This window comes from Bradyrhizobium sp. 154 (genome assembly GCF_023073875.1).
Classification (GTDB): Bacteria; Pseudomonadota; Alphaproteobacteria; order Rhizobiales; family Xanthobacteraceae; genus Bradyrhizobium.
Genome location: NZ_JADPKG010000084.1, coordinates 1 through 16,488, shown reverse-complemented (window position 1 = coordinate 16,488; position 16,488 = coordinate 1). Strand labels below are relative to the sequence as shown.

Sequence of the window (16,488 nt, the reverse complement as noted above, 5' to 3'; positions counted from 1 at the left end):
TCACCGCGCGCCGGCGGCGTCAATCATCCCGACCGCGCTATCCAGAGCATTCCGCGCAAGTCAAGCCCGGGCACCGGTGATCCTATCGTGACGCTCACGTTCACTTGGCGCCGGCAAGCACGCCGGTTGCCGACGCCGATGGCTGACGATCCGCCGTTTGTATCGGCGGTGGTAGACGCCGTGATACCGGCCGTGGCTGTTGGCCATGAGCGCAAGCAGCGCGACGCAAGGCCAAGCCGGATGTCCGGGCTCGCCGTTGCGATGCCCAGGCTCGCTATTGCGATGTCGGGGGCATCGAGATCGAGGCCGAAGGCGTCACTATCCGGGCCGGCCGAGGCGCGGACGTGGCGATGATTGCGGCCATTGTCCATGCGCTGAAGGCAAGCCGGTGATCGGGCCGTCCGGAACTGTCCGGGTGATGGTGGCAACTAAGCCGGTCGACTTCCGCAAGGGAATGGAGGGGCTTGCCATGTTGGAACGCGAGCACATGGAGGCCGATCCGTTCTCGGGTGCTGTTTATGTGTTCCGAGCCAAGCGCGCGGACCGGATCAAGCTGATCTTCTGGACGGTACGGGTTTGTGCCTGTTCGCCAAGCGGCTCGAGGAAGGCGTCTTCCGCTGGCCGAAGATCGAGGATGGCGTGATGCGTTTGTCGGCGGCGGAATTGTCGGCGCTGCTCGAAGGGCTCGATTGGCGGCGTGTCCACGCGGCACGGGAGACGGTGGTCCCGACGCAAGCCGGATAATTGTGGGCCGCGCTGCGGCGAAGTGAATCAGGGGCATCGGGCACGTCGTCAGGCGGGCGCGAATATGCTCTGATTTGTCTGTGAGCGATAACCTTCCTGATGATCCCGAGACGCTGAAGGCGATGCTGCTGGCCGAGCGGCACGAGAGCGAGCGGCTGCGCCAGATCATCAAGGAACTGCAGCGTCATCGCTTTGGCCGGAAGGCCGAGTCGCTTCCCGAGGAGCAGATGCTGCTCGGTCTCGAGGACGTCCAACAGGTTGCGGCCTGTACGGAAGCCAGCCAAGACGAGACCGCTCCGGAAGGCCGGGCCGAGCGCGCGCGCAAGCGCCGCAACAATCGCGGAGCATTGCCGGCGCATCTGCCGCGGATCGAGGTCGTGGTCGACCTCGACGCCAAGACCTGTCCCTGCTGCCAGGGCGACCTGCACCAGATCGGCGAAGACAAGAGCGAGCGGCTAGACATGGTGCCGGCGCAGTTCCGCGTTGTCGTCACCCGACGTCCCAAATACGCCTGCCGCGCCTGCGAAGATGGCGTCCTGCAGGCCGAGGCTCCGGCCCACTTGGTTCGAGGGCGGACTGCCGACGGAGGCCACCGTCGCTCAGGTTCTGGTGTCCAAATATGCCGATCATCTGCCACTCTACCGGCAGGCCCAGATCTATGCCCGCCAGGGCATCGCTCTCGATCGATCGACGTTGGCGGACGGGGCTGGGCATGCTGCCTTCCATCTGCGCCCGCTGCATGAGCGCCTTCTCACGGTGCTTCGCGAGGTCCAAGCTGTTCGCCGACGAGACGACGGTGCCGGTGCTCGATCCCGGTCGAGGGCGCACCAGGACCAGTCAGCTCTGGCCTATGCCGCCGACGACAGGCCTTGGGGCGGCCTCGATCCGTCCGGCATCGCCTATGTTATGCACCCGACCGCAAAGCCGAGCGGTTGTTCAGCCATCTTGCCGGCTTCAAGGGCGTTCTGCAGGTCGATGTGTGTGTGGACGCCCTAGTAAATGCAAGCAAATCTAACTTCGGAACAGGCATGTGGTCGGGTGCTGACGTGTGTCCGGCCTCGTGATGCGACCTCTACACGTCGCGGGCCCTTATGGAATGCCTGGATTGGATCCAATTCGGCTACGCGTGCTCTCTGGCACTCATTGACCTGTTGATTCTTCCAATCCTAGTCCCTGACCGATTGCCCATAATCCTCCGTTGGACCTTACCACATTCCCGACGTCTCTCGGCTTCTCGCCCTGCCTTACGCAGCACCAGACGCTGGAGCTTGGTAAACGCCACCGCGGACCATCAAGGCCGAAGCTACGCGCCAATTTGTTTGCTAGAGCGTTTCATTTTTTGATGGAAGCATACCCGGCATTGGCGAAGTAGTTGCTGCATTCGGCGGGCACAAGGCTTTTGACGAGGTGACCGATGTGGTCGCAGGCGTCGTCGACCGTGCGTTTCTGTGCGATGCGCATCCAGTGCTTGATCTTGGCAAAAGCCTGCTCGATCGGGTTCAGGTGTGAGTGGCGGAGTAATTCTCCCCACTTATGGCATTTGAAAATTCCCCAGTTTTCGTGACGGCCGACCGTCCAGGGCATGCCCTGGACGGTCGGCCGGCGCGTCGAATCGCCGACGTTCCTCCTGCAGGCGGAAGGGAGGGCGCGGTGCTCAAACTTGGGGAACTTGTCATGATCCTGGATTTGCATCGCCAAGGTCTGTCGGTCAGCGCTATCGCCCGGCAACTTGGTGTCCACCGAAAGACAGTCAGGGCCTACATCGCCAAAGGATTGGAGCCGCCGGTCTACAAAAAGCGAGCGGTGCGGCCCGGAATTGTCGACCACTTCGAAGCTTATTTGCGTGAGCGGCTGGCTGCCTATCCTGCGCTCACCGCCGTGCGGCTGTGGCGTGAGCTCAAGGAACGCGGCTTCGTCGGCGGCTACAGCATCGGAGGCGATCGCGTGCGCGAGCTGCGGCCTGCCCAGCCGGCAGCCTTCGAGGTGCGTTTTGAAACTCCAGCAGGTGAGCAGGCGCAAGTCGACTTCGCCAGGTTCGAGGTCGCGTTTGTCGATGAGCCAGGGGTCAAGCGCATCGTCTGGCTGTTCTCGATGGTGCTCGGCTACTCACGACTGATCTGGGCGCGGTTCGTTGTCCATCAGGACCTGCAAACAGTGCTTCGCTGCCATATCGCCGCTCTGGAAGCGATCGGCGGCGCTCCGCGCGAGATCCTCTACGACCGCATGAAGACCGCTGTCCTTGGCGAGGACGCCGAGGGGCTCGTGGTTTACAACCGCGCGCTGGTCGATCTCGCTCGCCATTATGGCTTCCAGCCGCGCGCTTGCCGACCTTATCGGCCCAAGACAAAAGGCAAGGTCGAGCGGCCGTTCCGCTACATCCGCGAGGACTTCTTCCTCGGCGGGGTCTTCCGCAATCTGGACGACCTCAACGGCCAGCTCCGCCATTGGCTGGATACTGTCGCCAATCCGCGGGTGCATGCCACGACCCATCGGGTCGTCAATGAGGCCTTCGCCGAGGAAAAGGCGGCACTGCAAGCCTTGCCGAGCGCGCCCTACCGGGCGGTGTTGCATCTGGAGCGACGGGCCTCGCACGAAGGCATGGTGAGCGTCGGCGGCAATCTGTATAGCGTGCCTGATACGACGCGGCGGCGGGTCTTCGACGTCCACGTCCTGGCCGACGAAATCCGCATCTTCGAGGGCGGCGTGCTGGTGGCCGCTCGAAGGTCGGGGCCAGAAGCGGCTCGATCCGGCACATCGCAAGCTCGCCAGCTTCGGCCGACGCCTTCCAGGCAGTGCAGAACCCGTCACCCTCACGCGCCCCGGTGACCACGCCGTTCGTCGCTCGCTTGACTTCTACGCGGCCGTCGGCCGCCGCCTGGCAGCCCAGGAGATCGTATGATGAGTGCTTCCTCCGTCATCGAGCGCGTCAAGACCAACCTGGTCAGTCTGAAGATGCCGCGCGCCCTGGAAATCCTCGACGTCACCCTGCGCGGCCTCGAACGCGGCGAAATTAGCGCCCACGACGCCATCGACGCCTTGCTCACCGAAGAACTTACGATGCGCGAGAACCGTCGCATCAAAATGGCGGTTCAAATGGCCAAGTTGTCGGCCATAAAGACGCTCGCCGGCTTCGACTTCGCCTTCCAACCGTCGCTCGACAAAAACCGCGTCCTGGCGCTCGCCGGATTTGCAGTTCATTAATCGGGCCGAGGCCGTCCATCTCATCGGGCCACCAGGAACCGGCAAGACTCATTTGAGCCTCGCTCTCGGCGTGGAGGCCGTTAAGGCAGGGCGCAGCGTCTACTTCAGCTCCCTCGCCGATATCGTCGCCTCGCTCGCCAAGGCCGAACGTGACGGCGCTCTGGGCGAGCGGATCCGCCACTACTGCCGGTTCGCGCTGCTCATCGTCGATGAAATCGGCTACCTCCCGGTCACTCCCGGTGGCGGCAACTTGTTCTTCCAGCTCGTCAACGCCCGATATGAAAAAGGCGCTATGATCCTAACCTCGAACCGCGGCTTCGCCGAGTGGGGAGAGATCTTCGGCGATTCCGTCGTCGCTACCGCGCTGCTCGATCGCCTCCTTCACCACGCCGTCGTCATCCAAATCGAGGGCTCGAGCTATCGCCTACGCGAGCATGCTGATCTCGTCCCCGAGACAATCCGACACAAAACGCAGGCAACCGCGAACCCCATTCCCCCGCCCCTGAAACGCCGGGGCCGGCCACCAAAAGACCGAGGTGCTGATCACGTCGACGGCTGATCGCCATCCCGCCAACTGGGGAATTTTGCGGCGCCACTTCTGAGGAGATTCCGTGCGCCGTTGACATCAGGTCGGGTGAGTACGGCGGCAGGTACCACAGCCTGGCGCCGGCTTTGCGGGTCATCTGACGGACTGTCGGCGACTTGTGGCTACCCAGATTATCCATGACGACAATGTCGTCCGGTTTGAGCACTTTGACGAGTTGCTGTTCGACATAGGCGCGGAAGCTTTCGCCGTTGATCGGTCCGTCGAACACGCAAGGCGCAGTGAGCTGGTCACAGCGCAGGGCACCGGAAGGTCAGGCCTCGCCAGTGACCGTGCGGCGCAAAGCCGCGCAGCCGCTTGCCCTTGGCTCCCCAGCCGCGTAGCGGTGCCATATTGGTCTTGATCCAGGTCTCGTCGATGAACACCGGGCGGTGTGGATTGAGGCGATCCTGCAAGCTGCGCCAGCGCTGCCGCCGCCACACGACATCGGCGCGGCCCTGTTCAAGGGCGAACAGTGTTTTTTGAAGCTGAGACCTTCGCGTCGCAGGAAGGTCCACACCGCGTGGTGCGAGACTTTCACGCCTCGCGCGGCAAGTTCGTCCTTGCCCGTGCAGCGTTAGATGTGGCATCTGACTGATCCGCTCCACGATGAACGCTCGATGCGGCTCCAGAACTGGCTTGCGGTGCCCTCCCATCTTGCCCGGCGCCACCGATCCCGTTGCGCGATAGCGCTGCCTCCACTTCACGAGCGACGACACCGCAAAATCGAACCGGGCCGCCACGGCATGGCAACTCTCGCCGGATTCCACCGCCTTCACGGCGCGTTCACGAAGATCATACGAAAGAGGTCGGACCATCCGATGCTGGCCTCCGATCCAGCCAGCATCTTGAATCACAAACCGCCGCCCGACGGAATCCCTTCCGATTCAATCAATCGATGAACCGCTCTAGAGCGACCGCAATCAGCTTTGGAGGCTTCTTCGAGAGCATTCTCGCCAGCCAGGATCCTGCTGGCGATCCATATCGTCTTGCCCATCGCACGACGGCAGTCGCACCAAGCACAAGGAGGCGTCGGAGATCTCGCCGGCCCATCCTGGAGATTTTGCCAGGCCTGTCCTAGCCTCCGGAAGAACTCTGTTTGGGCGTGAGACACATCCAGGCCGCAAAATCACGCCCCTTGGAAAAGGTCTCCGCCGAGGGCGCCAAGGCCTCTATCGCGGTGGCGCAGATTGCCCCGATCCCCGGAATAGTCATTAAGCGAGAGGCGACCTGGTCCTTTCTAGCGCGCATCCGAAGTCCCTTCTCCAGTTCTACTATCTGCTCCGACAGGGCTTCCACATGCTTCAAGAGATTCTGGCAAAGGCCACGAGCAAGATCGGGCAGGTCCGGATATGTTGCTAAGAGCTCATCCAAGCGGGGATATGTCTCACGCCCTGAGCAACGATCAAGCCGTATTCCGCAAGATGTCCGCTCGAAGCGTTAATCGCCTGTGTACGCTGTCGAACTAAGAGATCACGAACCTTGAATGCCATGGAAGAGGCTTGTTTCTCGGCGCTCTTGACGCCGACAAAGCGCATCGTGGGTCGAGACGCAGCTTCAGCGAGTCGCTTCCGCATCCGCTGCATCATTCTTCTGGCGCTTAACAAAGGTCTTCACGTAGGAGGGATGGATCAGCCGGACATCGTGCCCAAATTTACTTATCTCCCGTCCCCAGTCGTGGGCGCTGGCGCAGGCCTCCATTGCGACTACACACCTTGGCAACTTGGTGAAAAACTCGAGCAATCTGCTGCGGTTGAGCTTTTTACGTAGGATCATCCTTCCATCACGTCCCGTGCCGTGGATCTGAAACACGTTCTTGGCCAAATCCAAACCAATGATGCTAACCTTGTCCACGGACGTCCTCCTTACCGGGTTTCAACACTCGCACTTTGGCACATCGATGCCGCCGGGGGGCGTCCACTCCATCGGCTACAACGCGAGCGGGGCGCTGAAGCACATCGCCGCGTTCTATGCGATAGAGAAGGAGATCCGCGGCCGCAGCGCGGAGGAGCGTCGCCTCGTGCGGCAGCAGAAGAGCCGACCACCGGCCGATGCTTTGAGGTATGGCTGCGCGCTAAGCTGGCTCTCATCAGCCAGAAGATCAAGCTCGCCGAGGCCATCCGCTATGCCCTCGCTGGCAAGGTTAACGCGCTTCATTGATGACGGCCGCATCGAACTCGACAACAATACGGCCGAACGATCAATCCGCGGCATCAAGCTCAGTCGCAAGAACGCGCTGTTTGCCGGATCCGACGGGGGCGTCGACATTGGGCCGTCGTCGCAACCCTGGTCGAGACTTGCAAGCTCAACGACGTCGATCCGCTCGCCTATCTCACCGACGTCCTGACCAGGATCATCAACGGGCATCCAGACCGCGACATCGACCAGCTACTGCCCTGGGCCTATCGCGCTCAAGCCTTCAAAGCCGTGGCCTGAGAACGACGCTTGCGCATTTGCCGCGGCTCAACAAAGCTTGCAGCGCGCTCCGCGTGGAGAATTAGAGCGAGCGCCAAGTCGACAGCGCACTGGGTCCGATCAGGGACCCCGATCGGGGTTAAAATTTGCTTCGATGGAGGCGAGGCGAATTCCGCTGCATTTTTGCGGCAGTATCGTCCTCAGTTCTGACGCTCGATGCCGGCCGACATACGACGTGGTCATGGCCATGGAAAAGGGCAAATAGTTTTACGGAGCGATCGCAATGAGATCAGCCATCCAGCGCACCCACCACCGTCCAAGCCAAACCGCCTCTCGGCCCATGGACGAACCTGAATCAACGCAATCTGCAGAGCCGGCGCAGGATTTCGGCTTCGGAGCCGATACGTCGATGAAATTCGGCTCTCATAGCCCCATAATATTTCCGTGAAAGATCCTGTTGGCTCCAGAATCGCGAATGCTTTATCGTAGGTGGGAAGGAAGCGCGGTTTGGTTAATCGCAGACACTTGGGGGAGGGTTGGCCTTATCGCGTAACTAGATCCAGTCCGTCAGGAAAGAACATCGTCGCGCCGCGTGGGCCGAACAGACGAGAGGCCATAGAGAGGGTTGATGCCAGGCACGAATGATGCTTTGGTAGAAAATGTTCTGAGAAAACAGTGGCGAAACGCTGGTCAGTAAGCATCTCGCTCAGGATGCGCTCTTGACTGTGCTTGGTTCTTCGAGCCGGGGCAAGACCTCGTCGGCTGCCAGCCGCCTTCAATTCCTCGATGACGTCTGGCACCAACGTTTTGTGATTGGCCGCGAGCGCAGATGATCGTATGCGGCGGCGTGGTGCCACCGCATACGATAATGAATAGCTGACTTGCTTGTGTTGGGTTGATTCGATGGAATCGGCGCCCAGAGGTCCAAGCTGCAGAGGCTTCGTTTGAAGCCACAACTCTGTAAGAGGAGGAGGTATTGGAGGCCTTTGTACTGGAAGCTGTAGAGGCGGATCGGCGAAGGCTAGCCGCATGCTTGGCTGGCGATACGTCAGAGCTGCGAAAGTTGATGGCACCAGGTGGGGTCTACATTCACACTGCGGGAAACATCGACACTAGGGATGAATTCATAGAAAAGGTGCGTACAAGACAGCTGGTCTATAGGCGAATAGAGAACAAGACCGACTTGATCACGTCAGGCTACGGCGTAGTGCTTATTTGCGGTACACTGGACATGGATGTCGTCAGGTCCGGAACGCTTGCGTCGATTTTCATACGGTACTGCTGCACATGGGCGACGACCGCGGCAGAACCGCAAATGCTTTCTTGGCAATCGACGCCGTTGGCGTGTTCGTTGAGCTGAAGGAACGAGAAACGCGGTGCCACCTTTGGCGTTCTACTGCGATCGAAAACTCAGAATTCCAGAATCCTCCATCGATGCAGGATCAGTTTATCACACAGTATCATCGGGGCTGCCGCAGGCTAGACCGGTGCTCCTCCCAATGAGGTGTGGGCGGCTTCTCCGGTTTTTGCAACCTGATCGGGGGACGGACTAGGTGCTTAGTCCCGGCACTTGCCGGACGGGGTTGAGTTTGAATCGTTTTGGCTGGGGTCCGCATTTGCAGATGTATTCGTATGTGTCAGGCAAAGGTTTTAAGCCGCCGAGCGTAGTTGTGGGCCGCAATGAAGGGAGCGGATCGCGAAGTTACTGAGAGCGGCTCGCTACCGTGCGCCCGCCAGACACGCTGAACAGTAATTGGGCAGAAGACGTTTTCGCGGACGACGTTTGCGGGCTTTTAATGGTGGTTGAGACTGGAATAGGAATCTGGTCCTCGTCCTAGCTGATCTCAAGTTTGTATTCGCAAGCCACATCATCGCGCTCGAGACATGCGAACTACGGAACCACGGGGCGGGCGCGCCTACGTGATCGTTCGCCTGATCATCATGCGGGGTGGCATTGTGTGCACATCGCGTGCAACCGAAATTATGCCGGCCGGAGCCGTAATAGCGTTGAGCTCCCGCCGATCTAGCTCTAACTAGATGATTAGGCCACCATGTGGTGCAGATGAATCAATTGTCAAACGCCATCCGGAGCTGCCTCCCTCTCCGTCATGAAGAACTGCCCCCACCATCGGGATTATGATCTCGGTTGAAGGTTGTTTCCGCCGGTGACGGGCCGGAGGGGGGCGGAGCCGACCGGAGGGCCGTCACCGGCAGTCGGCGTCTTGATGAGGCGGCTCTTGCGCTTGGCGCGGAGCCGGTAGCTGTCGCCGCGGATTGTCAGCACAGGGCTGTGGTGCAGGAGCCGGTCGAAGATCGCGGTGGCGACCAGGATCGGCGAACACTACGCCCCATTCGGCAACGCTGCGGTCCAACGTTATCAGCATGGCGTCGGTTTCGTAGCGCCGGCTGATCAGTTAGAAGAACAGATGCGCCGCGTCAGGTTCAAGTGGCAAGTAGCCGAGCTCGTCCACTATGAGCAGCTTTGGTTCCGACAGCGCGAGCAGTTTCTCGTCCAGGCGTCGCTCGCCGTCCGCCTTGGCAAGGACTGCGACCAGCGTCGTCGCCGTGGTGAACTGCACCGTGTACCCGGCCAGGATCGCCTCCGGCCCGAGCGCGATCGACAATGCGTCTTGCCGACGCCGGGCGACCCGAGCAGCAGCAAATTCTCGCTGTTGGCGATCCAACGTGCGGCAAGATCGCGGATCTGCTTTGGATCGATTGATGGCTGCGCCTCGAAGTCGAAGCCAGCAAGCTCCTTCACAGCTGGGAAGTGTGCGAGCTTCAGCGCCATCTCGACGCGGCGATGGTCCTTGCGTGGGACCTCGCGCAAGCACAGCAAGATCAGCGTCTCACGTGCTGACAGGTTCGCGCGCGCCGCCTCGTCGAGCAGGCTGTCGAGCTGATCGGGGATGCCGGAGAGCTGCAATGGCGCCAGCATGGCATCCAGCGGATCGGTCGCTGCTTCCTTTACGTGTTTTGTTCGCGTCATCAGAAGCTTCCTCCGACCACGGCTTCGTATTCGGCAAGAGGACGTAACAACGACGTCAGTGAGGACGGCGCCAGCACCGCCGCCGCGATCTCCGCGCGGCGGCCCGCGCCATTGCGACCCAGCGACACCATCGAGATGGGCGGCGTCGATGATCCGCAGCCGGCGACCCTCAGATTCTTGTGGACCGCAACCTGGTACAATCCATAACGGATTTGCACTTCGGCGGCCGCGATCGTTACCGCCACGCGCTCGCCAATCAGGCGTCACGACGGCGCAATCATTGCCTACGACGCGGGTCAGTCCACGCAAGATCCGAACGGGGGCTGCCCGCCGAGTGGCTTCAACCGATGTATCTCGTCACGGCGAAGCGGACGATCGGCGCCTCGCCGGTCGTGCGGTGGATACGAACGTTCGCAACCTCACGCTCCCATCTGTCGAGATGCGCTTCGAACGCTTCCCAACTTGGGAAGGAATGACCGAGGATCGCGTTCTTCTTCACGTAGCTGGCCGTTCTCTGTCTTGCCCTCCGTGCGGTCCGATGGGCGCGCAGGCGCGAGGGCGGAAGCCCCAATGTATTGAGAAGGCTTATCAGCTTGTCGCTGAACTGAACTGACCGGCCCACCGCGTCGTGGCGCGCGACAAGCGCGCGGGAATTGTCCATCAGCACTTCCCCCGGCACACCGCTGAAGGTCGTGAATGTGCTATCGAGCCGGGCGAAACAAATGCTCCTGCCTCTCGGCCCGGAACGCACGCACATGGAGCCGTTGCGAGTGTCTAAGCGTTGCCACGAACACGAATGCCTTGACTTTTGCCCCTCCCATCTCGACCAGGCGCTCCGCGAAGTCGATCTGCAACTGCCGGCCCGCCGGCGTCTCAAACCGCGTGGTCGCCAGCGCGGTGCACAGGGCAGGGTGGCGTTGCAATACGGATATGCGGATTAATGAAGCCCGAGAAGTCGGCTGAGACTCTCAAGGCATCCGGTACTAACTACCTCGGTGACGATTGTGTCCACGACCGCCGCGCGGCTGAACGCGGATCGCAAGCCAGGCGACTGGCGATGCACAGTACTCCGCTGCTCCTTGGGCCGCGCGAATCTTCTCAAAGCAAAAGCTTAATGCGTTTCAACCCCGCAGCACGGCCTTACCGATTTTGGCAGCGACTACCCCTGGGTGAGTAACGCGGCAAAGGCGGCAATTTCGATCCCGATCGCAGGCCGGAATGTGAGTTCACCTCCGTCGGTTTCCGCAACCTGTTCGTCTCGCGCGCGGCGATCCCCGACATTTGCGCGGGCGGGTTGTCAGAATGTAAGAAGATCGCCGATATGGCAGAAGCGTTCGGCGTCCGCTGTAAGTTGCATATTGGGGGCAATGGGGTTGCAGTTGTCGCGTCGCTGCGTTTGCTTGCCGTTCTGCCGCCGCACATGCGCTCCTCGTCCATGTACGTGGCGCGGTTGCTAGTTCAACCGAACCGGAAGCCCGCTTCGGCAGGCGATTGTCGCCGGGCCCATCAAGCACACGCGGGACGTCCCCGTGCCCAACGGTCGGCGTTGGGCATCGAGAGTGATTGGAAGGCGCTGGCACCGATTTGATAGGTGCTGAAGCATCTGCCGCCGGCGCTACCGCAGCATTGCTGATTGGCAGGTGCGCAACCGGATCGAAGCACCGTTGGGCTGGATGATGACGTCCCTGGTCTGATTAGGATAAGCTGTTGCGGCAGGCTGCTCGTCAAACGAGCTGGTTGGTCGACTATGGCAGCACCAAGCGCGCGCGTCGAAAGCCGTTCTGGACCCTTGTCGCTGGCGAGCCGCAATGCCGAAAACGCCTCAACTGCGTGTCTACCAGCATTTCCGCGAACCCGAGGATTCTGCATCGTCCGTTCTCAGGCTAAGGGCTCGAACGGCAGGCGAATGATAGTGCACATCTATTCGCATCGAACTGAGAGGTAATGAAGGCTGGCAAATTTGTGTCCGCGGCGCCAATAGAAACGACGGTCGCCTGTTGATGGTTGTCCGAATTCTGACAGCATACCATGTCCGTTCGGTTCAAAATGCCGGTGATTCTTTGCGAAGTAGGGATCGTGTTAGAAGTTTAAAGCGCTTGAACGCCGCTAGCAAGACCGTTGCTACAGTGAGGCGGCAACACTGAGAAAGGCGGTCGAAAGCACTTAGAAGTACAGGATGGGCGATGTTCTCGCTTCCGTAAACCGGTATAGAAATGCGTTGACGCTCGCTTGACCGGGAGCAAGACGCCCTTAGTGGGGCAAATCACGTTTTGCGACAAACTGAACAACCCAGTAGTCGGACGCGGAGATGGGGCACCATCATCTAACGGGTTCGGGGGGCTAAGAAGGGGGAATTCTTGGTATCGCCACGCGCTAGAGACAGGCGGCTGCGTTGCCGCTCGTCAGCCCCGTCGACACGTTTCGGGTTCAGTTCCACCTCACGTCGAGGCCTCTGCCAATAAGCATCATGGAGAGGGTTTCGCCATCCTAGCGCGGCCGCGACGTAATTCGGTTCCAGGAGAATCTGATGGATCTTGTATTCACCGAGGAAGAACAAGCCTTCCGACAGGAAGTACGGCAATTTCTCCGCGACAATGTATCGCCCCAGATGCGGCACAAGATGATCGATGGTCGCCATATATCGAAGGAGGAGATGGTGACGTGGTGGCGCATCCTCAACAAGAAGGGGTGGAATGTTAGTTCCTGGCCGAAGGAATACGGTGGCAGAGGCTGGAGCTCGATTCAGCACTACATCTTCAGGGAGGAGCTGCAGATGTATCCGGCGCCGACGCCGCTCGCCTTTGGCGTCGGCATGGTCGGCCCGGTCATCTATACCTTCGGTAATGCGGCGCAGAAAAAAATACCTACCGCGCATCGCAAACGTGGATGATTGGTGGTGCCAGGGCTTTTCGGAACCCGGCGCTGGCTCGGACCTAGCCTCGCTCACGACCAAGGCAGAACGCGAGGGGCGACAAGTGGGTCATCAATGGCCAGAAGACCTGGACCACGCTCGCGCAGCATGCCGACATGATCTTCTGCCTCTGCCGCACCGATCCCCGCGCTAAGAAGCAAATGGGCATCTCCTTCATTGTATGCCGCTTGAATTCCAAGGGCGTGACGGTGCGTCCGATTCAGACAATCGATGGCGGCCATGAGGTCAACGAGGTCTTCTTCGACGACGTCGAGGTGCCCTACGAAAACCTGATCGGCGAGGAGAACAAGGGATGGGACTACGCAAAGTTCCTGCTCGGCAACGAGCGCACAGGCATTGCACGGGTCGGCGTCTCCAAGGAGCGCATCCGGCGCATCAAGGGGCTGGCCTCTGACCTCGAAAGTGGCGGCCGGGCTATGATCGAGGATTGCGTGTTCCGGGAGAAGCTCGCCATCTCCGAGATCGAGCTAAAGGCACTGGAGCTCACGCAACTGCGCATTGCCGCCGACGAAGGCAAGCAAAGCGAGGCAAGTTAAATCCTGCGTCCTCCATGCTTAAGATTAAGGGCTCACAATGCCAGCAGACCGCGACTGAACTCTTGATGGAGATGATCGGGCCATTCGCTGCGCCCTATAGCGAACATCCCGATTCGCCGCACGAAGCGATGGATTGGACCGGGCAGATAGCGCCAAGCTACTTCAACAACCGCAAAGTCTCGATCTACGGCGGCTCCGACGAAATCCAGCGCAACATCATTGCTAAGGCGGTGCTCGGGCTATAACTCTCCGTTTCCCCCTGCAAATGGGGAATAGGCAGGAGGTCAGATCCGTCACCAGGAGAAGCTTAGATATGGACTTCAATTTGTCCGAGGAGCAGCGGCTCCTCAAGGAAAGCGTCGATGGACTCTTAACCGATGTCTACGATTTCGAGCAGCGCAAGAAATATCTGAAAGACAAGGGCGGCTGGAGCAGAGTGATCTGGAGCCGCTTTGGCGAGCAGGGTCTGCTGGGGCTTCCCTTCGCCGAAGCCGACGGCGGGTTTGGTGGCGGCGGCGTGGAGACCATGATCGTGATGGAAGCGTTCGGCCGAGCGCTGGTAGTCGAGCCTTATCTTGCCACCGTTGTAATCGGCGGGGGCTTCCTGCGCCATGGCGGCTCGGACGCGCAGAAGGCAGCTCATCTGCCTGGGATCATCGACGGCAGCAAAACCTTTGGATTCGCGCAGCTCGAAAGGAGGTCGCGCTATGATCTAAACGACGTGACTACGTCCGCGAAAAAGAGCGGCGATGGATGGGTCATTGACGGCGAAAAATTTGTTGTGCTCAATGGCGAGAACGCCGACACGTTAATCGTCACCGTGCGCACCAAAGGAGCTCAACGCGATCGACCCGGTATCGCGGCTCTTTTGGTGCCTGCCGACTCAAGCGGCATCTCCAAAAGGAGCTACCCGACCCAGGACGGGCTGCATGCCGCCGACATCAGCTTCACAAGGGTCGAAGTGAGCAGCGCAGCGGCTATCGGCGATCCTGAGAACGCGTTGCCGCTGATCGAGCGGGTGGTTGACGACGCCCGCACCGCGCTTTGCGCGGAAGCCGTTGGGTTGATGGACGAATCGCTGAAGACCACAGTCGATTATATGAAGACGCGGAAGCAGTTCGGAGTGCCAATCTGCTCATTTCAGAGCCTGCAGCACCGCGCCGCCGATATGTTTGTGGCGCTCGAACAGGCGCGCTCGATGTCGATGTACGCCACGATGGCCGCGTATATCGATGATGCTGCCGAGCGTGCAAAAGCGGTCGCCGCGGCTAAAGTGCAGATCGGAAGAGCGGAAAATTCATCGGTCAGCAGTCGATCCAGCTTCATGGCGGGATTGGCGTGACCATGGCGGCCAAGATCGGCCACTATTTTAAGCGGCTGACCATGATCGAGAACACTTTCGGCGATGCCAACTATCACCTTGCTCGCGTGAGTGAGACGGGCGTGTTGGTGTGAGTTGTGGCCCTTAGGCAGTGAGGCGACGAAATGGCGCGTGAACCGCCTTTTACCTGGAGCGATGTAGAAGCTTGCGTCACGGATCGAAAAACGACAGGAGGCATTTGGAGAGCCCATCGCCGATCTAGCCGGAGCTCAGCTTCGGGCGGGTGATTGAAAGTTAGCCAGCAGAGTCGAACACCGCGCCCGAACGGAAAGGCGCTAAGCGTGCTTCCGTAGGTTTGCCATCCAGAAGATCGAGCGCTACAAGGGCATGAGCGTGATCGCGCTGCCGATCACTCTGGTAACTATGGCCGGCACGATTCCGATCGATGGCGAATTGATGATGTGGCGCACGCCCGAGACTGCTATGCGTTTCAGGCAGTATACGCGGGTGCGGAGCATGAGCGCCCTATTGCCATGATCGCCGTGATGCCGTGGCGGTGCATCAATCGCTCGGAGGTGCCAGCGGCTCGCCCGCGGCCTGAGCCTTCAATTCGGCATAGATGCGTAGGCCGCCATAGGGGTCATTGGAATACGGTGAACCCGCTTGTCGTCGACGAGTCCACGATTGGCGACGAATCGGTGGCTGTTTGGGCGCGCCCGCGCCACAATAGCCGGCCGGCAAGACACCGGTCACGCCACGCATTTCGCAACGTCAGTAAAGATCGCAATGAACTTTCTTAAATTATCGGGCTGCACCGCAGCTGCTCGTTGTCCCGCTGCTATCGAGCGATCTCCGCGGCGTGGTCCGCCGACCGCATCGCCTGCGTGTGTGCGCCGCGCCGCCGCCGTCGGCTCCCCCAGCCCCGCGTCGCTGCGCCCACGGCCGCAAAATGGAAATTGCGTAGGCCAAGCTCCTTCGTCACGAGGCGTTATCGAGGCCTGCCGAACAGGCTCAGGTGGCCGCAACCAGTCGAGAACGCGCGCTTTATTTCAGTAGCACTGAGTTGATTGGGACGAGGTGTTCATAAGAAGCATGCTCGAACGATCCAGATCAATGCCATAGACGCTGCAGGGGCGGCCCTGCGGCCTCACACCTTGGTCATGAAGTTCATCGAGGAGACCAATCTCGTTACTGAGGTGCGAGTTCGTCGACTTGCGGTGTCATCCGATATTCATTGTTCAGCTCTGTTCGGTTCAAGACGCCATGTCCGGAACACGACCATTGGGTATTGCGCCGGCGCGGCGCGAAACGCATGTTTTCCCTTCTCGCTCGTACCTCCTCTGTTGGCACGCCGATTGCTCGAAGCAAGGTGGAGAAAGCTTATGACGACTGCGCTCTCGTGGTTTCCGGCCGAGAGGTTTATATGAAGCTGGCTCGAACGATCGAATTCAATGCGATAAACGCTGCGCTGTTGAGTGCGGTCCCAGCTGGATCTTTATCGCGTTTGGCGCGGGTGCCGCGCTCATTGTCTCGCAGCGGCTTTGGTTCCTGGTCCCGTCTGAGACCGGCAGCGAGCCCTGTTACGTCCATTGCGCTTAGCCTCCGTGGCGAGCTGGACGAGATAGTGGTGCACTGGCGATGGAGGGCGTTGGCCGCGCGTCACGAGGGGGTCCGCATGACGTCGGGGTGGAGGACAGTGAGCCGAGTTAAGTTGGAGTTGTTCCTTTGCTTCCCTGAATTGCTGTTGGCGCAAACCGGCTGCATCTT

7 protein-coding genes and 9 pseudogenes are annotated in these 16,488 nt (G+C 60.2%); 9 read left to right on the top strand and 7 right to left on the bottom strand.

Translation table 11 applies throughout. The features are described from left to right. From IVA92_RS19560 to IVA92_RS19550, 3 genes and pseudogenes are all read left to right on the top strand, one after another. On the top strand, nt 1-354 hold a 354-nt coding region (locus tag IVA92_RS19560; RefSeq protein WP_247276636.1), incomplete at its 5' end, for a hypothetical protein. 34 nt (nt 355-388) lie between these two features. Next, a pseudogene (tnpB, locus tag IVA92_RS19555) lies at nt 389-744 on the top strand (IS66 family insertion sequence element accessory protein TnpB). A gap of 122 nt (nt 745-866) precedes the next feature. After that, nucleotides 867-1,721 (top strand): annotated as a pseudogene (locus IVA92_RS19550) (IS66 family transposase); the annotation flags it as partial. Nucleotides 1,722-2,076: 355 nt separating this feature from the next. Here IVA92_RS19550 and IVA92_RS19545 read toward each other — a convergent pair. Further along, nucleotides 2,077-2,247 (bottom strand): annotated as a pseudogene (locus IVA92_RS19545) (IS630 family transposase); the annotation flags it as partial. A gap of 147 nt (nt 2,248-2,394) precedes the next feature. Here IVA92_RS19545 and istA point away from each other — a divergent pair. Both istA and istB (IVA92_RS19535) read left to right on the top strand, forming a co-directional pair. Further along, nucleotides 2,395-3,643, top strand: a pseudogene (gene istA / locus IVA92_RS19540) (IS21 family transposase). After that, nucleotides 3,643-4,504: pseudogene (istB, locus tag IVA92_RS19535) on the top strand (IS21-like element helper ATPase IstB). The pseudogenes istA and istB (IVA92_RS19535) overlap by 1 nt, the downstream one beginning before the upstream one ends. Nucleotides 4,505-4,571: 67 nt before the next feature. Here the strand turns inward: istB (IVA92_RS19535) and IVA92_RS19530 are convergent. The 3 genes and pseudogenes from IVA92_RS19530 to IVA92_RS19520 all read right to left on the bottom strand — a co-directional run. Continuing rightward, nucleotides 4,572-5,346: pseudogene (locus IVA92_RS19530) on the bottom strand (IS630 family transposase); the annotation flags it as partial. A gap of 259 nt (nt 5,347-5,605) precedes the next feature. After that, nucleotides 5,606-5,743, bottom strand: coding sequence for a transposase (locus tag IVA92_RS19525; RefSeq protein WP_247276638.1), 138 nt, complete (start codon nt 5,741-5,743; stop codon nt 5,606-5,608). A gap of 342 nt (nt 5,744-6,085) precedes the next feature. After that, nucleotides 6,086-6,382: a hypothetical protein gene (locus tag IVA92_RS19520; RefSeq protein WP_247276635.1), complete on the bottom strand. Its 297-nt coding sequence runs from the start codon at nt 6,380-6,382 to the stop codon at nt 6,086-6,088. Here IVA92_RS19520 and IVA92_RS19515 point away from each other — a divergent pair. Next, entirely contained in the window at nt 6,375-6,875 is a 501-nt protein-coding gene (locus tag IVA92_RS19515) for an IS66 family transposase (RefSeq protein ID WP_247276634.1), read from the top strand. The two genes, IVA92_RS19520 and IVA92_RS19515, sit on opposite strands and share 8 nt — an antisense overlap. 2,202 nt (nt 6,876-9,077) lie before the next feature. Here the strand turns inward: IVA92_RS19515 and istB (IVA92_RS19510) are convergent. The 3 genes and pseudogenes from istB (IVA92_RS19510) to IVA92_RS19500 all read right to left on the bottom strand — a co-directional run bounded on the left by istB (IVA92_RS19510) (nt 9,078) and on the right by IVA92_RS19500 (nt 10,593). Then, nucleotides 9,078-9,881 (bottom strand): annotated as a pseudogene (istB, locus tag IVA92_RS19510) (IS21-like element helper ATPase IstB). 50 nt (nt 9,882-9,931) lie between these two features. Beyond that, nucleotides 9,932-10,177, bottom strand: coding sequence for a hypothetical protein (locus IVA92_RS19505; RefSeq protein WP_247276633.1), 246 nt, complete (start codon nt 10,175-10,177; stop codon nt 9,932-9,934). Between the two features lie 95 nt (nt 10,178-10,272). Next, entirely contained in the window at nt 10,273-10,593 is a 321-nt protein-coding gene (locus tag IVA92_RS19500) for a hypothetical protein (protein WP_247276632.1), read from the bottom strand. Nucleotides 10,594-11,253: 660 nt separating this feature from the next. Here IVA92_RS19500 and IVA92_RS19495 point away from each other — a divergent pair. The 3 genes and pseudogenes from IVA92_RS19495 to pimD all read left to right on the top strand — a co-directional run bounded on the left by IVA92_RS19495 (nt 11,254) and on the right by pimD (nt 14,855). Further along, nucleotides 11,254-11,520: a hypothetical protein gene (locus IVA92_RS19495; RefSeq protein WP_346658129.1), complete on the top strand. Its 267-nt coding sequence runs from the start codon at nt 11,254-11,256 to the stop codon at nt 11,518-11,520. 939 nt (nt 11,521-12,459) lie between these two features. Next, a pseudogene (gene pimC / locus IVA92_RS19490) lies at nt 12,460-13,645 on the top strand (pimeloyl-CoA dehydrogenase large subunit). A gap of 68 nt (nt 13,646-13,713) precedes the next feature. Then, nucleotides 13,714-14,855, top strand: a pseudogene (pimD, locus tag IVA92_RS19485) (pimeloyl-CoA dehydrogenase small subunit). Nucleotides 14,856-16,488 lie beyond the last annotated feature (1,633 nt).

Coding starts and splice junctions, on each gene's coding strand:
- IVA92_RS19525 (WP_247276638.1), bottom strand. CDS start 5,743: ATGACTATTCCGGGGATCGGGGCAATCTGCGCCACCGCGATAGAGGCC.
- IVA92_RS19500 (WP_247276632.1), bottom strand. CDS start 10,593: ATGGACAATTCCCGCGCGCTTGTCGCGCGCCACGACGCGGTGGGCCGG.
- IVA92_RS19495 (WP_346658129.1), top strand. CDS start 11,254: ATGGCAGAAGCGTTCGGCGTCCGCTGTAAGTTGCATATTGGGGGCAAT.